General features: G+C 45.6%; 18 protein-coding genes. 6 read left to right on the top strand and 12 right to left on the bottom strand.

The window, feature by feature from the left end; all coding sequences use genetic code 11:
• Positions 1-38: 38 nt before the first annotated feature.
• Positions 39-1,673 carry a bifunctional metallophosphatase/5'-nucleotidase gene (locus AB4114_RS32230; RefSeq protein WP_441992097.1) on the bottom strand — a complete coding sequence of 545 codons (1,635 nt, stop codon included), beginning with the start codon at positions 1,671-1,673 and terminating at the stop codon, positions 39-41.
• A gap of 109 nt (positions 1,674-1,782) precedes the next feature.
• Between AB4114_RS32230 and AB4114_RS32225 the strand changes: the two genes are divergently transcribed.
• Together AB4114_RS32225 and AB4114_RS32220 are read left to right on the top strand one after the other, a co-directional pair.
• Positions 1,783-2,769, top strand: a complete 987-nt coding sequence (locus AB4114_RS32225; RefSeq protein WP_441992075.1) for a phosphate/phosphite/phosphonate ABC transporter substrate-binding protein — start codon at positions 1,783-1,785, stop codon at positions 2,767-2,769.
• 227 nt (positions 2,770-2,996) lie between these two features.
• Positions 2,997-3,248 carry a hypothetical protein gene (locus AB4114_RS32220; RefSeq protein ID WP_441992074.1) on the top strand — a complete coding sequence of 84 codons (252 nt, stop codon included), beginning with the start codon at positions 2,997-2,999 and terminating at the stop codon, positions 3,246-3,248.
• 74 nt (positions 3,249-3,322) lie between these two features.
• Here the strand turns inward: AB4114_RS32220 and phnE are convergent, their stop codons facing one another.
• From phnE to AB4114_RS32205, 3 genes are all read right to left on the bottom strand, one after another.
• Positions 3,323-4,897, bottom strand: a complete 1,575-nt coding sequence (phnE, locus tag AB4114_RS32215; protein ID WP_441992073.1) for a phosphonate ABC transporter, permease protein PhnE — start codon at positions 4,895-4,897, stop codon at positions 3,323-3,325.
• Positions 4,894-5,667, bottom strand: coding sequence for a phosphonate ABC transporter ATP-binding protein (gene phnC / locus AB4114_RS32210; RefSeq protein ID WP_056609336.1), 774 nt, complete (start codon positions 5,665-5,667; stop codon positions 4,894-4,896). Before phnC ends, phnE begins: the two co-directional genes overlap by 4 nt.
• 166 nt (positions 5,668-5,833) lie before the next feature.
• On the bottom strand, positions 5,834-6,865 hold the full coding sequence (locus tag AB4114_RS32205) for a HoxN/HupN/NixA family nickel/cobalt transporter (RefSeq protein ID WP_441992072.1): 1,032 nt from the start codon (positions 6,863-6,865) through the stop codon (positions 5,834-5,836).
• Between the two features lie 205 nt (positions 6,866-7,070).
• On the opposite strand from AB4114_RS32205, the gene AB4114_RS32200 reads away from it, so the two are divergent.
• The gene (locus AB4114_RS32200) at positions 7,071-7,883 is read left to right on the top strand and encodes a sensor histidine kinase (RefSeq protein WP_441992071.1); all 813 of its coding nucleotides are present in this window, start codon (positions 7,071-7,073) and stop codon (positions 7,881-7,883) included.
• Positions 7,883-8,545 (top strand): response regulator, encoded by a 663-nt coding sequence (locus AB4114_RS32195; RefSeq protein ID WP_441992070.1) that lies wholly within the window; start codon positions 7,883-7,885, stop codon positions 8,543-8,545. The genes AB4114_RS32200 and AB4114_RS32195 overlap by 1 nt, the downstream gene beginning before the upstream one ends.
• Before the next feature lie 32 nt (positions 8,546-8,577).
• Here AB4114_RS32195 and AB4114_RS32190 read toward each other — a convergent pair whose 3' ends face one another.
• Complete coding sequence (locus AB4114_RS32190; protein ID WP_441992069.1) at positions 8,578-8,739, bottom strand: hypothetical protein; 162 nt, start codon at positions 8,737-8,739, stop codon at positions 8,578-8,580.
• Positions 8,740-9,197: 458 nt separating this feature from the next.
• On the opposite strand from AB4114_RS32190, the gene AB4114_RS32185 reads away from it, so the two are divergent.
• Complete coding sequence (locus AB4114_RS32185; RefSeq protein WP_441992068.1) at positions 9,198-9,827, top strand: YcnI family copper-binding membrane protein; 630 nt, start codon at positions 9,198-9,200, stop codon at positions 9,825-9,827.
• A gap of 187 nt (positions 9,828-10,014) precedes the next feature.
• Here the strand turns inward: AB4114_RS32185 and AB4114_RS32180 are convergent, their stop codons facing one another.
• Together AB4114_RS32180 and thyA are read right to left on the bottom strand one after the other, a co-directional pair.
• On the bottom strand, positions 10,015-10,494 hold the full coding sequence (locus AB4114_RS32180) for a dihydrofolate reductase (RefSeq protein WP_441992067.1): 480 nt from the start codon (positions 10,492-10,494) through the stop codon (positions 10,015-10,017).
• A gap of 33 nt (positions 10,495-10,527) precedes the next feature.
• Complete coding sequence (gene thyA, locus AB4114_RS32175; protein ID WP_441992066.1) at positions 10,528-11,322, bottom strand: thymidylate synthase; 795 nt, start codon at positions 11,320-11,322, stop codon at positions 10,528-10,530.
• A gap of 148 nt (positions 11,323-11,470) precedes the next feature.
• Here thyA and AB4114_RS32170 point away from each other — a divergent pair, with 148 nt between their 5' ends.
• Positions 11,471-12,028 carry a DJ-1/PfpI family protein gene (locus AB4114_RS32170; protein WP_441992065.1) on the top strand — a complete coding sequence of 186 codons (558 nt, stop codon included), beginning with the start codon at positions 11,471-11,473 and terminating at the stop codon, positions 12,026-12,028.
• Positions 12,029-12,118: 90 nt separating this feature from the next.
• Here AB4114_RS32170 and AB4114_RS32165 read toward each other — a convergent pair whose 3' ends face one another.
• The 5 genes from AB4114_RS32165 to AB4114_RS32145 all read right to left on the bottom strand — a co-directional run bounded on the left by AB4114_RS32165 (position 12,119) and on the right by AB4114_RS32145 (position 17,009).
• Positions 12,119-13,021 (bottom strand): fumarylacetoacetate hydrolase family protein, encoded by a 903-nt coding sequence (locus tag AB4114_RS32165; protein WP_441992064.1) that lies wholly within the window; start codon positions 13,019-13,021, stop codon positions 12,119-12,121.
• A 28-nt stretch (positions 13,022-13,049) separates the two neighbouring features.
• Entirely contained in the window at positions 13,050-14,333 is a 1,284-nt protein-coding gene (locus tag AB4114_RS32160) for an aspartate aminotransferase family protein (RefSeq protein ID WP_441992063.1), read from the bottom strand.
• A gap of 24 nt (positions 14,334-14,357) precedes the next feature.
• The gene (locus AB4114_RS32155) at positions 14,358-15,209 is read right to left on the bottom strand and encodes an amidohydrolase family protein (RefSeq protein WP_441992062.1); all 852 of its coding nucleotides are present in this window, start codon (positions 15,207-15,209) and stop codon (positions 14,358-14,360) included.
• Positions 15,210-15,354: 145 nt separating this feature from the next.
• The gene (locus AB4114_RS32150; RefSeq protein ID WP_312886318.1) at positions 15,355-15,567 is read right to left on the bottom strand and encodes a twin-arginine translocase TatA/TatE family subunit; all 213 of its coding nucleotides are present in this window, start codon (positions 15,565-15,567) and stop codon (positions 15,355-15,357) included.
• Between the two features lie 62 nt (positions 15,568-15,629).
• Positions 15,630-17,009 carry an extracellular solute-binding protein gene (locus AB4114_RS32145; protein WP_441992061.1) on the bottom strand — a complete coding sequence of 460 codons (1,380 nt, stop codon included), beginning with the start codon at positions 17,007-17,009 and terminating at the stop codon, positions 15,630-15,632.
• Between the last annotated feature and the right edge of the window lie 176 nt (positions 17,010-17,185).

Below are 17,185 nucleotides of genomic sequence, written 5' to 3'. Positions count from 1 at the left end.
TTCTCTCGCTCTTGTCAGGCTTTTTATATGCAAACGAACTATGTCCAAATCACTTTCCAGTTATGGTTTACGCTCGCCTCGATGGTACCTCGTTCCATAATATAGCCCGCTAGAAGCTCTGCTACATCCGTTGGAATATCTTTGACGACTGGCTTATTCTGAAACATAGCATAGTTGCCCCCGCCTGCAGCGCGGTAATTGTTCATGACCACATCGAAAGAGACATTGAGCCCAATCGGTTCCCCTTCATAATCCAGCTGAACAACCCGATCTCCGACTGGACGAGAAACGTTTAACGTGTAGGAGATCCCTTCCCACATATCGTAATTGTAATGAGCAGGCTTCGGTTCCATGAAGGACTTGCTTACTTGCAGCTCTCCATTTTCCGCTAATTCAAAATACTCCGCAGACTGCTCCAAGGCATCCTTAATATCTTGACCTGAGATTCGAATGACCTTGAGCGTGTTCGGGTAAATATAGTTGGAAACGATATCTCTCATGGTAATATCCGATGGAAATCCAGGTGAAACGTTATCAAATAGCGCCGTGTTTGAAATCTGGGCACCTGACAGCTCCATCTGGACCTTGTTAATAAACTCAATTAGCGCATTATCCTCCGTACGAATCTGCATAGGATCTTTCACAAGCATGTCCCCCGTAAGCTTTCCGATGGGTTGATCCAACCATATCTGTGTCTTCACCTCGTAAGAACTGATCTGCGTGAGCAGCACCTCATCTGGCTCCACATTCGCAACCGATAGAAGCTCCGACTGTTTAGAAGCAATGCGCCACTTCCCTTCTACCTGCTCTAGCACGATGTCCACCTTCCCAAGCGTAACGCCAGCTGTGCCAGGTTGAACGATGGTTACTCCGTTAATTTGTGCCCCAGCAATACTTCGATGCTGATGACCTGTGAGAAGAACGTCTATCCCTTCTACTTCCATACACAGTTGGTACCCTTGATTCTCGCCTGTCAGCGGTTCCGTAGGCTCACCAGTTGCGATATCTCTTTCAAATCCACCATGGTAGGAAACAACAATGACATCAACCTGTTCCTGCTCCTTAAGGAATGGTATCCATGCTCGAGCTGCTGCAATTGGATCTTCAAACCGTAAGCCTACAATATGCTTCGGATCTTCCCAATTCGGAATATACGGTGTTGTTAATCCAAGAATTCCTACACGCACACCATCCGCAAATTGCTTAATAAGATACGGTTTTCCAAAGAATGGCTCTCCCGTCTCCTCATTCACAATATTGGCACACAACCAAGGGAAATTAGATTCCCGAACTGCTTTCTGAAGCACGTCCATGCCATAATTGAATTCATGATTCCCGAGTACCGCTCCATCATATTTCAAATAGTTTAGACCTAGCACCATGGGATTCATAGGTTCATTATCCAAGCGAGCATGGTGATAGGCGAGTGGCGTTCCTTGGATCAAATCCCCGTTATCCAACACAATAACATGCGTTTCCTTGGCGCGTTCCTGTGCGATTAAGGTGGCGATTTTCGTCAATCCTACATCATTGGGATGGTTATTTGCATAATGAATGGGGAACATATTCCCATGGAGGTCGCTCGTTTCTAAAATCGTAATGTGACTAGTTTTCTCTTGCCCTGCATGCTTCAAGCGGTTCACTCCATTCCGAAATATTGTCAATTTATACATACTATTTGTCAAATTAACAAATACTTCACACTATCTTCCATATCTCTTATGATAATGTTATAGTACAACATAGATAAAAAGTAAATATTTAAACGGAGGTCAAAAAAACATGAAAAAATTAACAGTACTAAGTTTATCCATGATCGTAGCGGCAGGTGCACTTGTTGGTTGCGCGAAAAAAGACGAAACTCCAGCTGCTTCATCAACTGCTAAAGCGACAGCAGCAGCAACAACAGCTGCAACGGCTACTCCAGCGGCAGCTGCAGGTTTCGTTCCAAAAGAACTTAGAGTACAATTCGTTCCTTCCCAAAATGCAGAGACACTTGAAGCAAAAGCTAAGCCGCTTGAAAAATTGCTTGGAGATAAATTAGGAATCCCAGTTAAGGTTTCCGTTTCCACAGATTACAACGTTGTTATCGAAGCGATGTCTTCCAAACAAGTTGATGTTGGTTTCTTGCCACCAAGTAACTATGTTGTTGCTCACGATAATCGTAAAGCTGCTGATCTTCTTGTACAAGCACAACGTTTTGGCGTTGATGATGCTACGGGTCAACCAACGAAAGATCTTGTTGATTTCTACAAATCCGAAATTCTTGTTAAAGCTGATTCACCAATTAAATCCGTTGCTGATTTGAAAGGTAAAAAAATGGGCTGGCAAGGTGTTACTTCCGCAGCTGGTTACGTTTACCCAGGTCTTGTATTAAAGCAAGCTGGTGTTGATCCAGTGAAAGATGTAACAGGCGTTCAATTCCAAGGACATGACAAAGCAGTTATCGCACTTCTAAACGGCCAAGTTGATGCAGTTGGCGTGTTCCAAGATATCCGTACTAACATGTTGAAAGATTACCCGGAAATTTTCAAACAAACGAAGGTTCTTTCTTACTCCGACAAAATTCCAAACGATACAATCGCTGTTCGTTCCGATATGGATGCGGCTTGGAAGAAGAAAATTCAAGATGCTTTCATCGCGATTGGTAACGATCCAGAAGGTAAAAAAGTGATCATCGATGTATACACACACCAAGGTTATGTAGCTACGACTGATGATAAATTCAACATCGTTCGTGAAGCGAATAAAGCAATGGGCTTGAAATAATTTCAAAATAATTGTAAATTAAATTACACACGACAGAACAAACCACCGCAGCATGTGTCTAACATCCATGACGCGGTGGTTTTTCCCTTCTAAAATTTACATTCTATACCAGACTTTCCTTGCATATTATGAATGTGGCACGCCCGTCCAAGCTCATCGTTTACTTTTATCTATCAAACGTTTACTAAGTCGGTCGTGTCATAACTCATTGTGGGGTGAAAAACGGGATGTACGAAATGCTGATCATGCGTAAAACAGAAGTGATTATTCGGTGCGGCACCGATGAAGTTCGAGGCGTTATTGCGCAGTATTACCCAGAATTTCAGCTTTTAAAAATAAACAACATCATGATCCCGCTCACCTTAATTGATCAAATTGAAATTATAGGGCCGGATGACCCCATCTCTCAAGCCTCGCATCGACTTCGTGAGCCTCGTATCCTCCACTTGGTTGCACAGGGTGGGGTCATCAGTAAGTAAATGGTTCTTGAAGAAAGAAAAGGCAGTTCTTGAAGGTTACAACCTTCAGGAACTGCCTTTTTTGTTCGAACATGTTATACGATTCGTTTCCGTAGTGTTCCCGAAATATAGTCAATAATCGAGACAGTCACGATAATCCCAATCAAGATAATTCCTACTCGCGGCCACTGCCTTGCATTCAGTGCGAAGATGAGTGGTGTCCCGATCCCTCCAGCACCAATGACCCCTAGTAGAGTCGCGGAACGGACATTAATTTCAAAACGGTACAACGTATACGAAATGAAATCCGGTATAACCTGCGGAATGACGGCGAATGACATCCGCTGCCAGAAGTTCGCTCCAACGGCCGTCATGGCCTCTGTAGGCCCCATATCCATGTTCTCAATGGCCTCGGCATACAATTTGCCCAACATCCCTACAGAATGCAAGCCAAGAGCCATTACGCCCGCGTAGGCGTTCGGTCCAACTGCTTTAATAAAGATCAAAGCCATAATGATTTCTGGAATCGTACGAACGACGCTTAGGAATAGCTTTCCTGTACCAGAAACAGCACGGTACTTGCTCATGTTCGCCGCGGCCCAGAAAGCAAAAGGAAGACAAACGATTGCGGATACGAAATTACCTAAATAGGAAATCGATAAGGTTTCAAGCAAGGAACGAAGTAAATCTTCGCCTTCTGGAATATAGACATAAGCCCAGTCTGGATGGAATAATCCACTGATCATCGCTTTTGTAAGAATCCAAGTCGTTGGTTGGAAGCCTGTTAACTCCAAGCCCGTTAGAGCCCAAACAAGAAGACCGATCACAGCCACTGCGCCAATAATTTTATACGTGTTAGCTTGTGTCTCAGACATCGGTTTGGCACTGCCTTTTAGCAAATACGTACGGAATCGTGTACTCACCAAATCAATGATGACGACGATCAGCAATGTATAAATAACAATGGCACATGACTGATCATAACGGAACAGATCTAGTGTATTTTTGAGCAATAAGCCGATACCACCCGCGCCAACCAGACCTAGAATTGCGGAAGCACGGATACTCACTTCAAATGTGTACAGGAAATGCGCCAGATACGTAGGAGCAACTTGTGGCAGAACGCCGAAGCGGATCAGTTTCAACTTATTAGCTCCGACTGCCGTCATCGCTTCAAGCGGACCCGGATCGATCGCTTCCGTTGATTCATAAGAAAGCTTTGAAATAATACCAAAAGTAAAGAAAATTAGTGCTAACGTACCTGCTGTTGGACCAAAGCCTACTAATACGGCAAATAAGGCTGCATAGAGCAAATCTGGAATGGTACGAACAAAATTCATAATAAATCGAGCAGGATAGGACAACCATGGCGACGATGTTACGTTACGAGCAGCCAACAGCGCCATTGGGAATGCAAATAGTGCTCCGACAATCGTGCCCAGGATGGACATTTGGATGGTTTGTGCCATCGGCTTCCAAATATCAGCGAAGAATAGCCAATCCGGCGGAAACATTTCTGCGATGAATTTCATGATCTCCGGCGTACCTGTAGCTAATCTTGTCAGCGTCGCATCTGTCTGATAAATGCTGCCGATCAAGAAGAGCACCATGATCGCGATGATCATATAAAACTTAGTGCGCGGAGGCTTTTTGACGGTTGCTACACTCATCCCTCCTGCACCCCCAGCAGCTCATCTTTCTTGATAGCGCGGCCGTAAATCTCGGAGAACACATCATCCGTCGCATCAGCTACTGGTCCATCGTACACGACCTTCCCTGCACGAAGTCCTATAATGCGTGTCGCGTACTCGCGAGCCAAATCGATAAAGTGAAGGTTGACGACGGTTGTAATGCCTAGGTCTTTGTTAATCCGTTTCAGGTCATCCATAACTTGACGGGTCGTGAGCGGATCCAATGACGCAACAGGCTCGTCCGCCAAGATGATCTTCGCTTCCTGTGCGAGCGCTCTAGCAATGGAAACACGCTGCTGTTGACCGCCGGACAATTCATCGGCGCGCGAATACGCTTTTTCACGGATGTTAACCCGCTCCAGTGCTTTGAGCGAAAGCTCAAGGTCTGCTTTAGGGAACAATCCAAACATCGTGCGAAGTGTGGAATGATAGCCAACGCGGCCGGAAAGGACGTTACGGATAACCGTGGATCTTTTGACTAAATTAAAGGTTTGGAAAATCATCCCGATGTCTCTACGCATCCGACGCAACTGTGCACCATTCGCTTTGGTAATGGATTTCCCATCGATTAGAATTTCACCGCTAGTCGTCTCATGCAGACGATTAATTGAACGTAGCAGTGTGGATTTACCAGCGCCTGATAAACCAACGATTACAACGAACTCCCCTGGGTGTATGGTAAGGTTAATGTCATTTAGGCCAACAGTACCATTTGGATATACTTTTGAAAGATGTTTAAACTCAATCATGATTCGTCCTACTTTCTTTTACACAATTTCAAGTGCTAGACAGACTACTTTCAACGAATAATTGAAAAATCCTTTTTTCTAGCATTACCTTTAGAAAAAATTCATATTCCATTGTTCACCATGCACAAAAAGGCCCCCTTGCATATGCACAGAGGCCCTATGTCTTCTATGGATTATACTTTGCTCCCCAGCGCTCCTCAATCTTCATACCTCTCCAGACGGCGATCGAAACGATCCACGCGATGACGAACATCCCAACCAGAATAAAGCCTAACGTACCGAAATCAATCTCTTGCAGCCACGTCCAGAATGTACCTTCCATACTGAATTCCTCGGAAAGCACCTGTCCAAGCTCGATCACACCAATAATTAATGCCGCTACAACCGCAAGTGCGGTAACGGTCAAATTGTAATAAAGCTTGCGTACCGGTGTATGAAAAGCCCATTTGTACGCTTTTGTCATAAACATACCATCTGCTGTATCGAATAGGCTCATCCCAGCTGCGAACAAGAGCGGCAGCGAAATGACACCGATGAACGGAATTGCATCTTTCGCCGCGTGTGCGGATATGGCCAGTAAGGCGATTTCACTTGCCGTATCAAAGCCTAAACCGAAAAGGAAGCCTAACGGATATACATGCCAGCTTTTGGTGATAAACGAGAATAGCGGTTTAATGAGTCGCGCAATAAACCCGCGTGATTCTAAGAGCTCTTCAAACTCGTCGTTATCGTAATTGCCGCCGCGAAACTTCAGAAACATTTTATAGAGACTAATAAGGATTAACAGATTGATGATACCAATGATGACAAGGAATAGCCCCGACACGGAAGCGCCGATCACGCCGCCAAAACGCTGCATCCACGGCAGTTCACGAGCTGCCCATTGCACAGAGAAGGCCGTTACAATCGCCATAACGAACACGACTGACGAATGCCCTAAAGAAAAGTAAAAACCGACGCCAAGTGGGTTTTTCTTCTGTTGCACCAGCTTCCGTACCGTATTGTCGATGGCTGCAATATGATCAACATCGAACGCATGACGCATCCCTAACGTGTAAGCAAGAAGCCCGATCCCCCAGAAAGCGGGAGATGTTTTGGCCACGGTATATAATCCGATCAGCCCTAATACGTGTAGGAGGATGATAAAGCCAATGTATCCGGCCCAGCTTTTCCTCTCCTGCAGTAAAGATTTCCACATAGTAATTCAACCACACCTTTCCTATCCGTGTTACGATTTACTAATAATGTAGCACAAGCTTACGGGAATTGAGAAGTAGCGCATCTATTTTTTGTGAAGAATTCTAAATGAGATCTGATATAATAGAAACCGTTCCAATCCTACAGCCATCTTACTTAGGAAACATATCCATGCTTTTATTTCAAAAAAGGAGCTGATCCCCTGCATGTCTATGCGTAAATACAAGCTTTTTACAGTGCTGGTGCCCGTCTTAATTATTGGAGGCTTTGAATATATTCGTCATGAATTTTTACTGCGCTATTTGACGATGGAGGCCGGCAATTTCACGATTACAGTCATTACGTTGCTCCTCTCGTATCTCTTCGCTTCCTGGATGTTTACCAGCATGGAACGCAGCAATGAGAAAATCCTGACCAGTGAAGCCCGCAGAGCGGTCTTCGAGGAACGAGAACGTCTGGCTCGAGAGCTGCATGACGATTTGGCTCAGACCCTCTTCTTCTTGAACGTGAAGCTGCGTCAAGGCGACATCGAAGAAGCGAAAGCTGCTGTTTCCGAGATCGACAATTCACTTCGTCAGGCTATTTTCAATCTGAGAACGCCGCCGGAAGAAGGTACTTCCTTCGGGCAACGCATTCATACCTACTTAGACAACTGGCGGTTAGTCACAGGCATTGAACTTCAAGAGACCGTGAAAATTACCGAAAACAGCTTCACACCTAATGAGGAAATTCTCCTTTTCGGCATTATGCAGGAGGCTTTCACCAACATCCGCAAGCATTCGATGGCCACAGATGCTACCTTCCATTTGGAAGATGACAACAATCGCTGGCGAATGCACATCACGGACAATGGGTGCGGACTACAACCCGATCCGAAAGCTAATGCTAAGAGCACGACTTACGGCATCGATCTCATGCAAAAACGGGCTTCCGAGCTCGGAGCTACACTTGAGCTTCAGAGCCAGAAAGACGCTGGCACGGAACTAATTGTACAAGCCGAAAGAAAGGAGAACAGCTAATGCCTGATCTCATGCCATTTCGCGTTCTAATTGTTGACGATCATCCCTTAGCACGCAAAGCGATACAAAGCATGCTTGCGCCATGTGCTGATTTCTTCATCGTTGGCGAAGCCAGCACAGGAGAAGATGCCATCCGACTTTGCGGAGAGCTTGCTCCCGATGTCGTCTTAATGGATATCCATATGTCACCCATGGACGGATTACAGGCTACACGACACATTAAACAAGCCTATGGCGGGATACGCATCGTTATGCTCACAGTGTCGGATGATGTTGCTGATCTCTTCACGGCTTTGCAATTCGGCGCACAAGGCTATTTGCTCAAAAACATGGATCCCGATGAATGGCTCAGCTATCTGCGTGCCCTGCTTGACGATAATTCAGAAGTGGCGCGCGGGATGGCGGACAAGCTCTTCGGACGTTTCCGCTCACCTGTCGGCGCACACACGGAAGGCCCAAGCCCTCACATGCTTACATCGCGTGAACAAGAAATTACCGCCTATGTCGCACAAGGGGATAATAATCGGGTGATTGCCGAAAAGCTGCTCATCTCCGAGCATACCGTGAAAAATCACATGAAAAATATACTCGTAAAGCTATCCCTAGAGAATCGTGTACAGCTTACCGCGTTTGCCATTAAGCACGGGTTGACACGGAAATGAAATAAACCAGTTAACATTCGACTTTGCGGATGCTAACTGGTTTTTACTGCTGTATCCAATCGCCACGCGTGAGGTTCTACTTCTACTTCTACTTCTACTTCTACTTCTACTTCTACTTCTACTTCTACTTCTACTTCTACTTCTACTTCTACTTCTACTTCTACTTCTACTTCTACTTCTACTTCTACCGCCAAACCTTCCTCCACCCGCCACAAACAAATTAAATGGATTTTATGTTGTTATTTTTGTTGATTCTCACTACTTACGAGCAATAGATGGATTTCCTACAGCTAATTTCTTTTAAAATCCACCAAACTACTAATTCCACTCAAATTAGATGGACTTTTTCCCTCTATTCACTAAACCTCATGAAAACCAGCAGAATTAACTGTATATTTTACATTTATTTGAAAATAAGGCTACTCAACTGGCCACACTATTTCCACTCCCTCTCTACTCGCAGCCAGCATGTCACACATCATCACGCCCTTATCCAAAAATAGAGACGACTTATGACATGAGTCACAAAAATGCTACGATTTGGACAAAACTAGTCGAAAAAATAGCCCAGTCGAGTCATACTCTTATGCTTGTCGATCAGGTAACATGGACAACATGATAAGAGTTGAGATTGAAAGGGGAATATAATTCCATGTTTAAAAAGTTTATGTTAACCGTAAGTTCGATGATGATCGCATCCATGCTTCTCGTAGGGATCGCAAGTGCTCATGTCGTTGTATATCCCAAAGAAGCTACGCAAGGCAGCTATGAAGTTTTCACTGTACGTGTACCTTCCGAGAAGGACATTGCGACAGTTAAGGTCGAAATCAAATTCCCGCTTGATTCCGTAGCTGTTTCTCGTTTTGAACCTAAAGCAGGTTGGAAGTACGATATCGCCAAGGATGCTGCTGGCAAAATCACTGGCGTTACTTGGACTGCAACGGGTGATGGTCTAGGAGCAACTGAATTCGGTGATTTCAGCATGCAAGGTAAAGTGGCTGATGCCGCTACTCAAATCATCTGGAAAGCCTACCAAACTTACAAGGATGGCTCTGTCGTGGAATGGGTTGGGGCGAATGGCTCCGACAAACCCGCATCCGTCACTACTGTTAAAGCGAAAGCTGCCGCAGGTGCGACAACGGATAGTCACGGGAATGTAACGGCTGGCACAGCTTCTGCTGGAGATAGTTCAGAATCAAACACATCGCTGTACCTGTCGATTGCTGCTGTGGTGCTTGGCGCGTTAGCGTTGATCGTATCGTTGGTAAGAAAACGTAAGTAGTAACGGTTTCATTGGTTTAAAGGGCTGTTCACAAGGTGTTCCTTGTGGGCAGTCCTTTTTTTGCATCGCGATACAACCAGAAAAAGACGTCCATCGGATGATACATTCGATAGACGTCTTTGCAACCATCTAAAACAGTTAACTCATCTCATTGTCCAACAGCCCCAGAGGACTAGGTCCGAGAAGCTCATCTCTCGTAAATCCGGAAATAGTACTCATACGGGTTCTTCTCGTTCCGTTCACCTTGCTCAGATGAAACCAGGGTCCAATTGGACAAGTCGAGGTCCGACATAAAGGTATCCGCTTCGAACTCATCCTCGATGTAAGTGATGTACATCCGATTCACATGGGAGGCAAATAGCTTGAAGATCTCTGCTCCGCCGATGACGAACAGCTCCTGATCACGGAACGCGTCGATCGCTTCGTCTACCGAGTGAATAACTTCACAGCCTTCGGCCTGGTACGCGGAATTTTGCGTGAGAATGACGTTGCGTCTTCCGGGAAGCGGCTTGCCGATGGACTCGTACGTTTTGCGTCCCATCAGGATGGGGTGCCCCATCGTCACGTTTTTGAAAAATTTCAAATCGCCTGGCAGATGCCAAGGCAGCTTATTATTGACGCCAATGGCTCGGTTACGATCCATGGCAAAAATAAATGAGATACTCATACGGCCAACACTCCTTTCGTTACAATAACTTCCTTAGATCGCAATCGGCGCCTTAATGCCCGGCAGCGGTGTATAGTTAAGAAATTCAAAATCATCGAATTGGTAGTCGAAAATGGAAGCTGGCTTCCTTTTGATATGAAGCGTTGGCAGCTCTTGTGGCTCTCTCACTAACTGTTTATTCACTTGTTCAACATGATTCTGATAAATGTGTACATCGCCGCCGTTCCAGATCAGATCCCCCACTTCGAGATCGCACTGCTGAGCAATCATATGGGTTAACAGGGCATACGACGCCAGATTAAAAGGCAGACCCAAGAACGTGTCCACGGATCTCATTTGGAACATACACGATAAACGACCATTCGCTACATAAAATTGAAACGCATAGTGGCACGGCGGCAGCGCCATGTGATCCACTTCGGCAGGGTTCCAAGCGCTGACCAAGTGTCTGCGTGAATCTGGATTCGTCTTGATTTGGTGAATCAGCTTCTCAATTTGATCGATAACTTGCCCATTTGGCGCAAGCCATGTACGCCACTGTGCACCGTATACGCGGCCAAGATTTCCGTCTTCGTCCGCCCACTCGTCCCAGATTGTAACACCATTATCGCGCAAATATTGGACATTCGTGCTGCCGCTTATGAACCACAGCAGTTCATGAACAATGGATTTGATGTGCAACTTCTTTGTAGTTAAAAGAGGGAACCCTTCGCTCAGGTTGATTCGCATCTGACGCCCAAAAACAGAAATCGTTCCCGTTCCCGTGCGATCTCCCTTTTCTACACCTTGATCTAAGACATCCTTAAGCAGTTCTAAATAAGCTTTCATAATTTAATCATTCCCCACATTTTCGACATATCTTCTATTATAACATCATCCAATTCGACAATTCATCTCAAATTCCACCCGTATACAAGAAAACCAGGTTTGTTCATAATTAAACATGGGTTACCAACTATTTCCAAGGAGTGATTTCATGTCCAAGAAAATCTTATTTCTAACGGGTGATGCTGTTGAAGTATTGGAAGTGTACTATCCCTACTACCGTGTACTAGAAGAGGGATACGAGGCCGTTATCGCATCTCCAACGAAGAAAGTACTTCGTACCGTCGTTCACGACTTTGTTGAAGATTGGGAAACGTACACCGAGAAACCAGGACATCTTCTCCCCTCCCACGTCGCTTTCGCCGATGTTGATCCTAGCCAGTTCGATGGGCTCATCATTCCTGGCGGCAGAGCTCCTGAATACATTCGTTCGAGTGAAGATGTTCCACGCATCCTTCGGCATTTCCTTGAAGCGGATAAGCCTATCGGTGCCATCTGCCATGGTGCACAAGTATTCGCCGCTCTGAAGGACCGCTCCCTCTTCGAGGGTCGCACGTTGACAGCGTATAACGCATGTCGCTTGGATGTAGAAGCGCTTGGCGCGACGTATACAACTGATACGCTGCATGTCGATGGGAAGCTCGTCAGCGGTCATGCTTGGCCGGATTTACCAGGATTCATGCGGGAATTCTTGAAATTATTGGCCTAATCGAACTACATAGATGACATAAAGAAACGGGGCTGTCTCGTAAGTAGTTTACACTACTTGTGGAACAGTCCCGTTTTGTCAAAACTCCTCTTACTCCGCCACCATCCGATTGGTCAGTGCTCCGAGCTTCTCAATCTCAATCGTCACGATATCTCCATCTTTCAAGTATACCTGCCTCTCAGGCGGATAGCCTAAAACAACACCCTCAGGTGTCCCTGTTAAAATGATATCTCCCGGCATTAACGTCATATGCTGTGAAATATAACTGACGATTTCATCGCAATGGAATATCATATCCGATGTATTCGAATGCTGCCTTACCTCTCCATTTACAACCGTTTTAATCTCAAGATCGTTCGGGTTGCCAATTTCATCAGCTGTCACAATATAGGGACCGATAGGCGCAAATTGATCACACGATTTCCCCAATAGCCATTGCTGCGTCCTTACCTGTAAATCGCGGGCAGACAAATCATTCGCATTACAGTACCCAAAGACGTGAGAAAGTGCTTGTTCCTTCGAAATATATTTCGCTGTTTTACCAATGACAATGGCTAATTCCGCTTCATAATCCACTTTCTCCGAAACCTTAGGTAACGAAATGTCCTCCCCATGACTCGCTAAGGCGTTATTGAACTTGTTGAACAGAATAGGAAATTGCGGGATTTGTGCATTCGTTTCCTCCGCATGTCTGCGATAATTAAGTCCCACGCATATGATTTTATTCGGATGCATGACGCATGGTCCAAGGGTTAATGTAGATTCATCCAATAGATAAGCGGTTTGATCTGCATCCGAAACAAGGACCCATTCTATAAATGAAAGCAGATGGTTCAAAGCCTCGGCACCGCCATAAATAACCTCATGGATGGTTGTCGGAATTGCTTTCTCTTCCGTAACTGCGGAGAGTGCCGCCACAACATCGACCACACCTTGCTCTATTTTGACACCTAATCGGTAGTCACCTTTATGAAGAAACGAAAGGAATTTCATGTGCCGTATCCTCCTATCTTTAGATTAATTAAACAAGTTCCTTCAACACGGACTCGATGATCGTAAGTGTTGTGTCGACGTCCTCATCGGTATGAGAATAACTAATATGATTGCGTTTAATGTTCATCGGCATTTTGAAGATGCCCTTCTCGATCAACTTCTTACGATAGTCTACATACAGCTCCGCATCATTTTGCTGCAAATCTGAGTAATTCTTCGGCTCGCTCTTCATGAAATACGTCGTCCATACAGAACCGAAGCCTGCCACATACGCCTCGATGCCAAGTCGTTCATGAATGCCCCGAATGCCGGAACGCATCTTCTCGCCCAATCGGAAAATATGCTCATGCACCGGTTCGTTCTCCATCAGTTCAAGTGTGGCAATCGATGCGGCCGTGCCTACGGCATGCCCGTTATACGTGCCTGCAAACCATACGTCCCCACCTGGGTACGTATTGAAACGCTGCATATATTCACGCTTACCCGCTACAGCGGCGATTGGATAGCCATTCGCCATCGCTTTACCCATCGTTGTCAAATCGGGGGTAACACCCGCAACCTTCTGATAACCGCCAATATCATGGCGGAAGCCTGTAATCACTTCATCAAAGATAAGGAGTGCACCATGTGCACTGCAAAGCTCACGAAGCCCTTCCAAGAAGCCAGGCTGCGGCATCACGCAACCGATATTATGGGGAATCGGCTCGACAATCAACGATGCGATTTGCCCTTTATTTTCACGGAAGGTCCTCTCCACATCATCCAGATCATTGAATGTACAGACCAAGGTATTATCGATCGCTTCATCTAACATACCTGCAGAGCCCGGATCCCTTTTGCCAATCATGTCCCAAGAACTAAGCATGTTACGAGCGACATAATCGTGCCAGCCGTGATAGCAGCCTTGAAATTTGATCAGCTTGTTGCGTTCTGTAATCGCACGAGTTAAGCGAATCGCATGATAGGTGGCTTCGGATCCTGAATTACAAAAAAGCACTTGCTCTGACGAAGGGACGTGCGTACAAATTTTACGAGCCAATTCCACTTCTAGATCCGTACAGCCGACGCCGTACAAATCCGTTCGTTCAATAGCTTCAATCACTTTGCGATTGACATAAGGATGGCTGTGTCCCAAAATAATCGGGCCGAATGCACCTTGATAATCGATGTACTTTTTGCCATCTGCATCATAAATATAAGCACCCTCACCTTTCGTAAACACCTTCATAGGATTCACGTTACGAATGGACGTATGTACCCCGCCTGGCGAATATAGTTTCGATTGTTCATACAGTTCTGCATTGTTTGACATATCTCTTACCTCCTGAATAATGATTTATTTGAGGGACGCGGTTAGGCCGAGTATCTCTGGCGTGTTGCGGTGAATGATGTCTTCGATGATCTGCTCTGGAATGTGCGGCATCTTCGTGCCTTCCACCAAGTGATTAATATTCCGAAACGAGTCAATGGTTTGCTGCGTGCTGAAGAACGGATAATCGGATCCGAATAAAATCTTATGTGTGACCCCATACTCCATGGCTGAAACGAGTGCGTTATAGAACTGCCATGGTCGTGAACCTAATGCCGATAAATCCATATACATATTGGCATTTTTGCGAACTACGGCAATACATTCATCCACCCAAGGGTGGCCCATATGTGCAATAACCATTTTCAGATTAGGAAATGCACGGGCTATCGGATCTAATGCTGCTGGCCTAGACGCATCGAGGTATCCTTCGGGTACGAAAGACGTGCCTTGATGCCACATCATTGGCAATCCCAATTCATCCGCTTTGGCATACAACTCAAAATGACGTTGTTCGCCAGGGTAAAAATTCTGGTAGATCGGACCTAGCTTAAGTCCGCTAAGGCCATATTCCTTGATAGCCTCTTCTAGCAGCCGAGCTGCAGCTGGCCTGTTTGGGTCGATGCTCGCAAAGCCGAATAATCGTCCAGGTTGCTTAGCTACATACTCAGCAACAACCTGATTAGGTACTTGGATGCCGGTAGCAGGAGCGTCGAAAGCAAGTACGATAGCCCCATCAAAAGAATGAATATTTTCTTCATGCATCTCTGGCGTGGCAAGGATATCCATATGCTCACCCCAACTGCGTTTTACCGCAGCTAGGAAGGGTCCATCGGTTTGACCGGGAAGAAATAAATGCGTATGACAATCAAAAATCATCTTCTGCACCGCCTTTTAGCTAAAATGATCTAACATTCTGTTACGTCTGTTGGCGTTTTAAGGGCATCGGAAAGAGACCGTACTCCATCCGGCAGTTGCCCCATAGAGTCGATCTGTTTCATAGCTTTATTCCAAAGGAGATCATTTAGTGTTTATTGGCCTCATCCATCCGGGAATCCTTACGTGACTGCAGGGAAGGATGTGACTCATCTTCCTCCATGAAGCCTTTGGTTCCTTTCTTAAACTCCCTCAACGTCTTGCCAAACGCACGACCTAATTCAGGTAGTTTCTTGGGACCGAACAATACCAGTGCAGTTATAATTAGTAACATAATAGTTGAAGCACTAAAATGCGGCACATAACTCACTCCTTCTGGTTTGACAACTTTTGACCTACAAAGATCGTAATTGGAAGCTGTTCTCACACAGAACTAACGGTAAGACGTTCTTCGATATGAGAACACAATACCTCTTCCGTTTCCAAGCCCGCCCAATACATTTTGAGTTCTTGGTTGATTTCTGATAACTCTCTTGAACTTATAGCTAAATCCGTGAAATATCGGAAACCAGGTATCGTCTCGCGAAATAGTGAGAATCTGGACGGCAGATAACGTTTCTCTTCCCCTACCCACTCTGCGGCAGATTTTCTGGCGGGAAGACTGTATGTGTGCTGGCGAACGAAAAGTTGGGCCTTATAGCTAGTTAAATATTCCACTAATTTGACCGCCGCGTCCTTCACTTGTGACTTCCGATTAACAGCAAGTCCCGTGTTAAGCAGCATCGTCATCGGTGTACCAAAATGCGGTACAGGTGCAATGTCAAAGGACAGCCTCTCACCAAGCAAGTAATTTAAGTAGAAGTAACTGGTCATGATGATCGACGCTTTGCCTTTGGCCAGGAGCAGCTCTGATTCACCAGTTGTAATCCCTTCTGATAACGAAGGAATACTGTGCTTCATCTCGCCACAATAGCGAAGCGCGTCCATCATAGCTGTACCAGCAAGCTTAAGTCTGCCATCTTCATGACGCTCGAACTTCTCGCCTGTTTGCAACAGAAGCAGCGGCCAACGATTGGGCGAATACAAATCACAGTGAAAACCGAGGCGTTCATTCGGAATCGCCAGCTTTGACGAATACGTGATCAGATCCTTCCATTGCCAGCTGCTATCTGGCTCCGGCAAGTTCGCCTCATGGAAATGTTCGCGGTTATAGCAAAGAATAAGCGGTGAATAAATAAAAGGTTGTACGAGTTGACGACCGTCTGCCACAAAAGCATCCGATAGAAATGAATACAGCTCTGGATTCCGTTCCGTCGGCTCCAGCATCCCTTCTTCACCCGTTTCCACACATTCCTGAAAATCCTTAAAGTTCATCATGACCACGTCGAGAAGACCGCTGGACAAGTACTCGCTAATATAACTGTAGTTATTGCTGGATGTAGGCACCGCTTGTACGCGGATATGTGGGTTTTCCTTTTGAAAGCTGGATAGCAGCCTATGAATATCCGCCTCATCCGTAACGGAACTATGGAAGCCAAGCTTCACTGTGACGAAAGCGCCTTCAGGTGCACCGACAACTTTGGTTCCAACACGAGGAATTTTCTCAATAAGTCCCTCTGCAACAAGTACGTCCAGCCCTTTTCGTACCGATTGATTGCTTAAATTGTATTCCGCGGCGAACGTTTTCTCAGAAGGTAAATATTCACCAACTGGCCGCTTTCCTGTCAAAATATCTTCTCTCAATGCGTTGACGAGTTCGCTTAGGCGCGTGCGAGAGGAGCTGCGAGTTGTCCGTTTTTCCATCTATAAACCTCATTTCCATCCGATACACTGACAAGATCAGGAGACATGGGCACTTCCTGTATCCGCATTGTTATTAGTATTATAGCAACGACCCACCATCACATGTCAATGTACATAAGGTTTCACGACATAACGTAACCAGATATGCGTGAAACCCTTCAATCACTAATTCTGCC

Origin of the sequence: Paenibacillus sp. 2RAB27, assembly GCF_052115445.1 — a bacterium.
Taxonomy (GTDB): domain Bacteria; phylum Bacillota; class Bacilli; order Paenibacillales; family NBRC-103111; genus Paenibacillus_E.
Note: the sequence above shows the minus strand (reverse complement) of the source record. Positions and strands in the feature narration are given on the sequence as shown.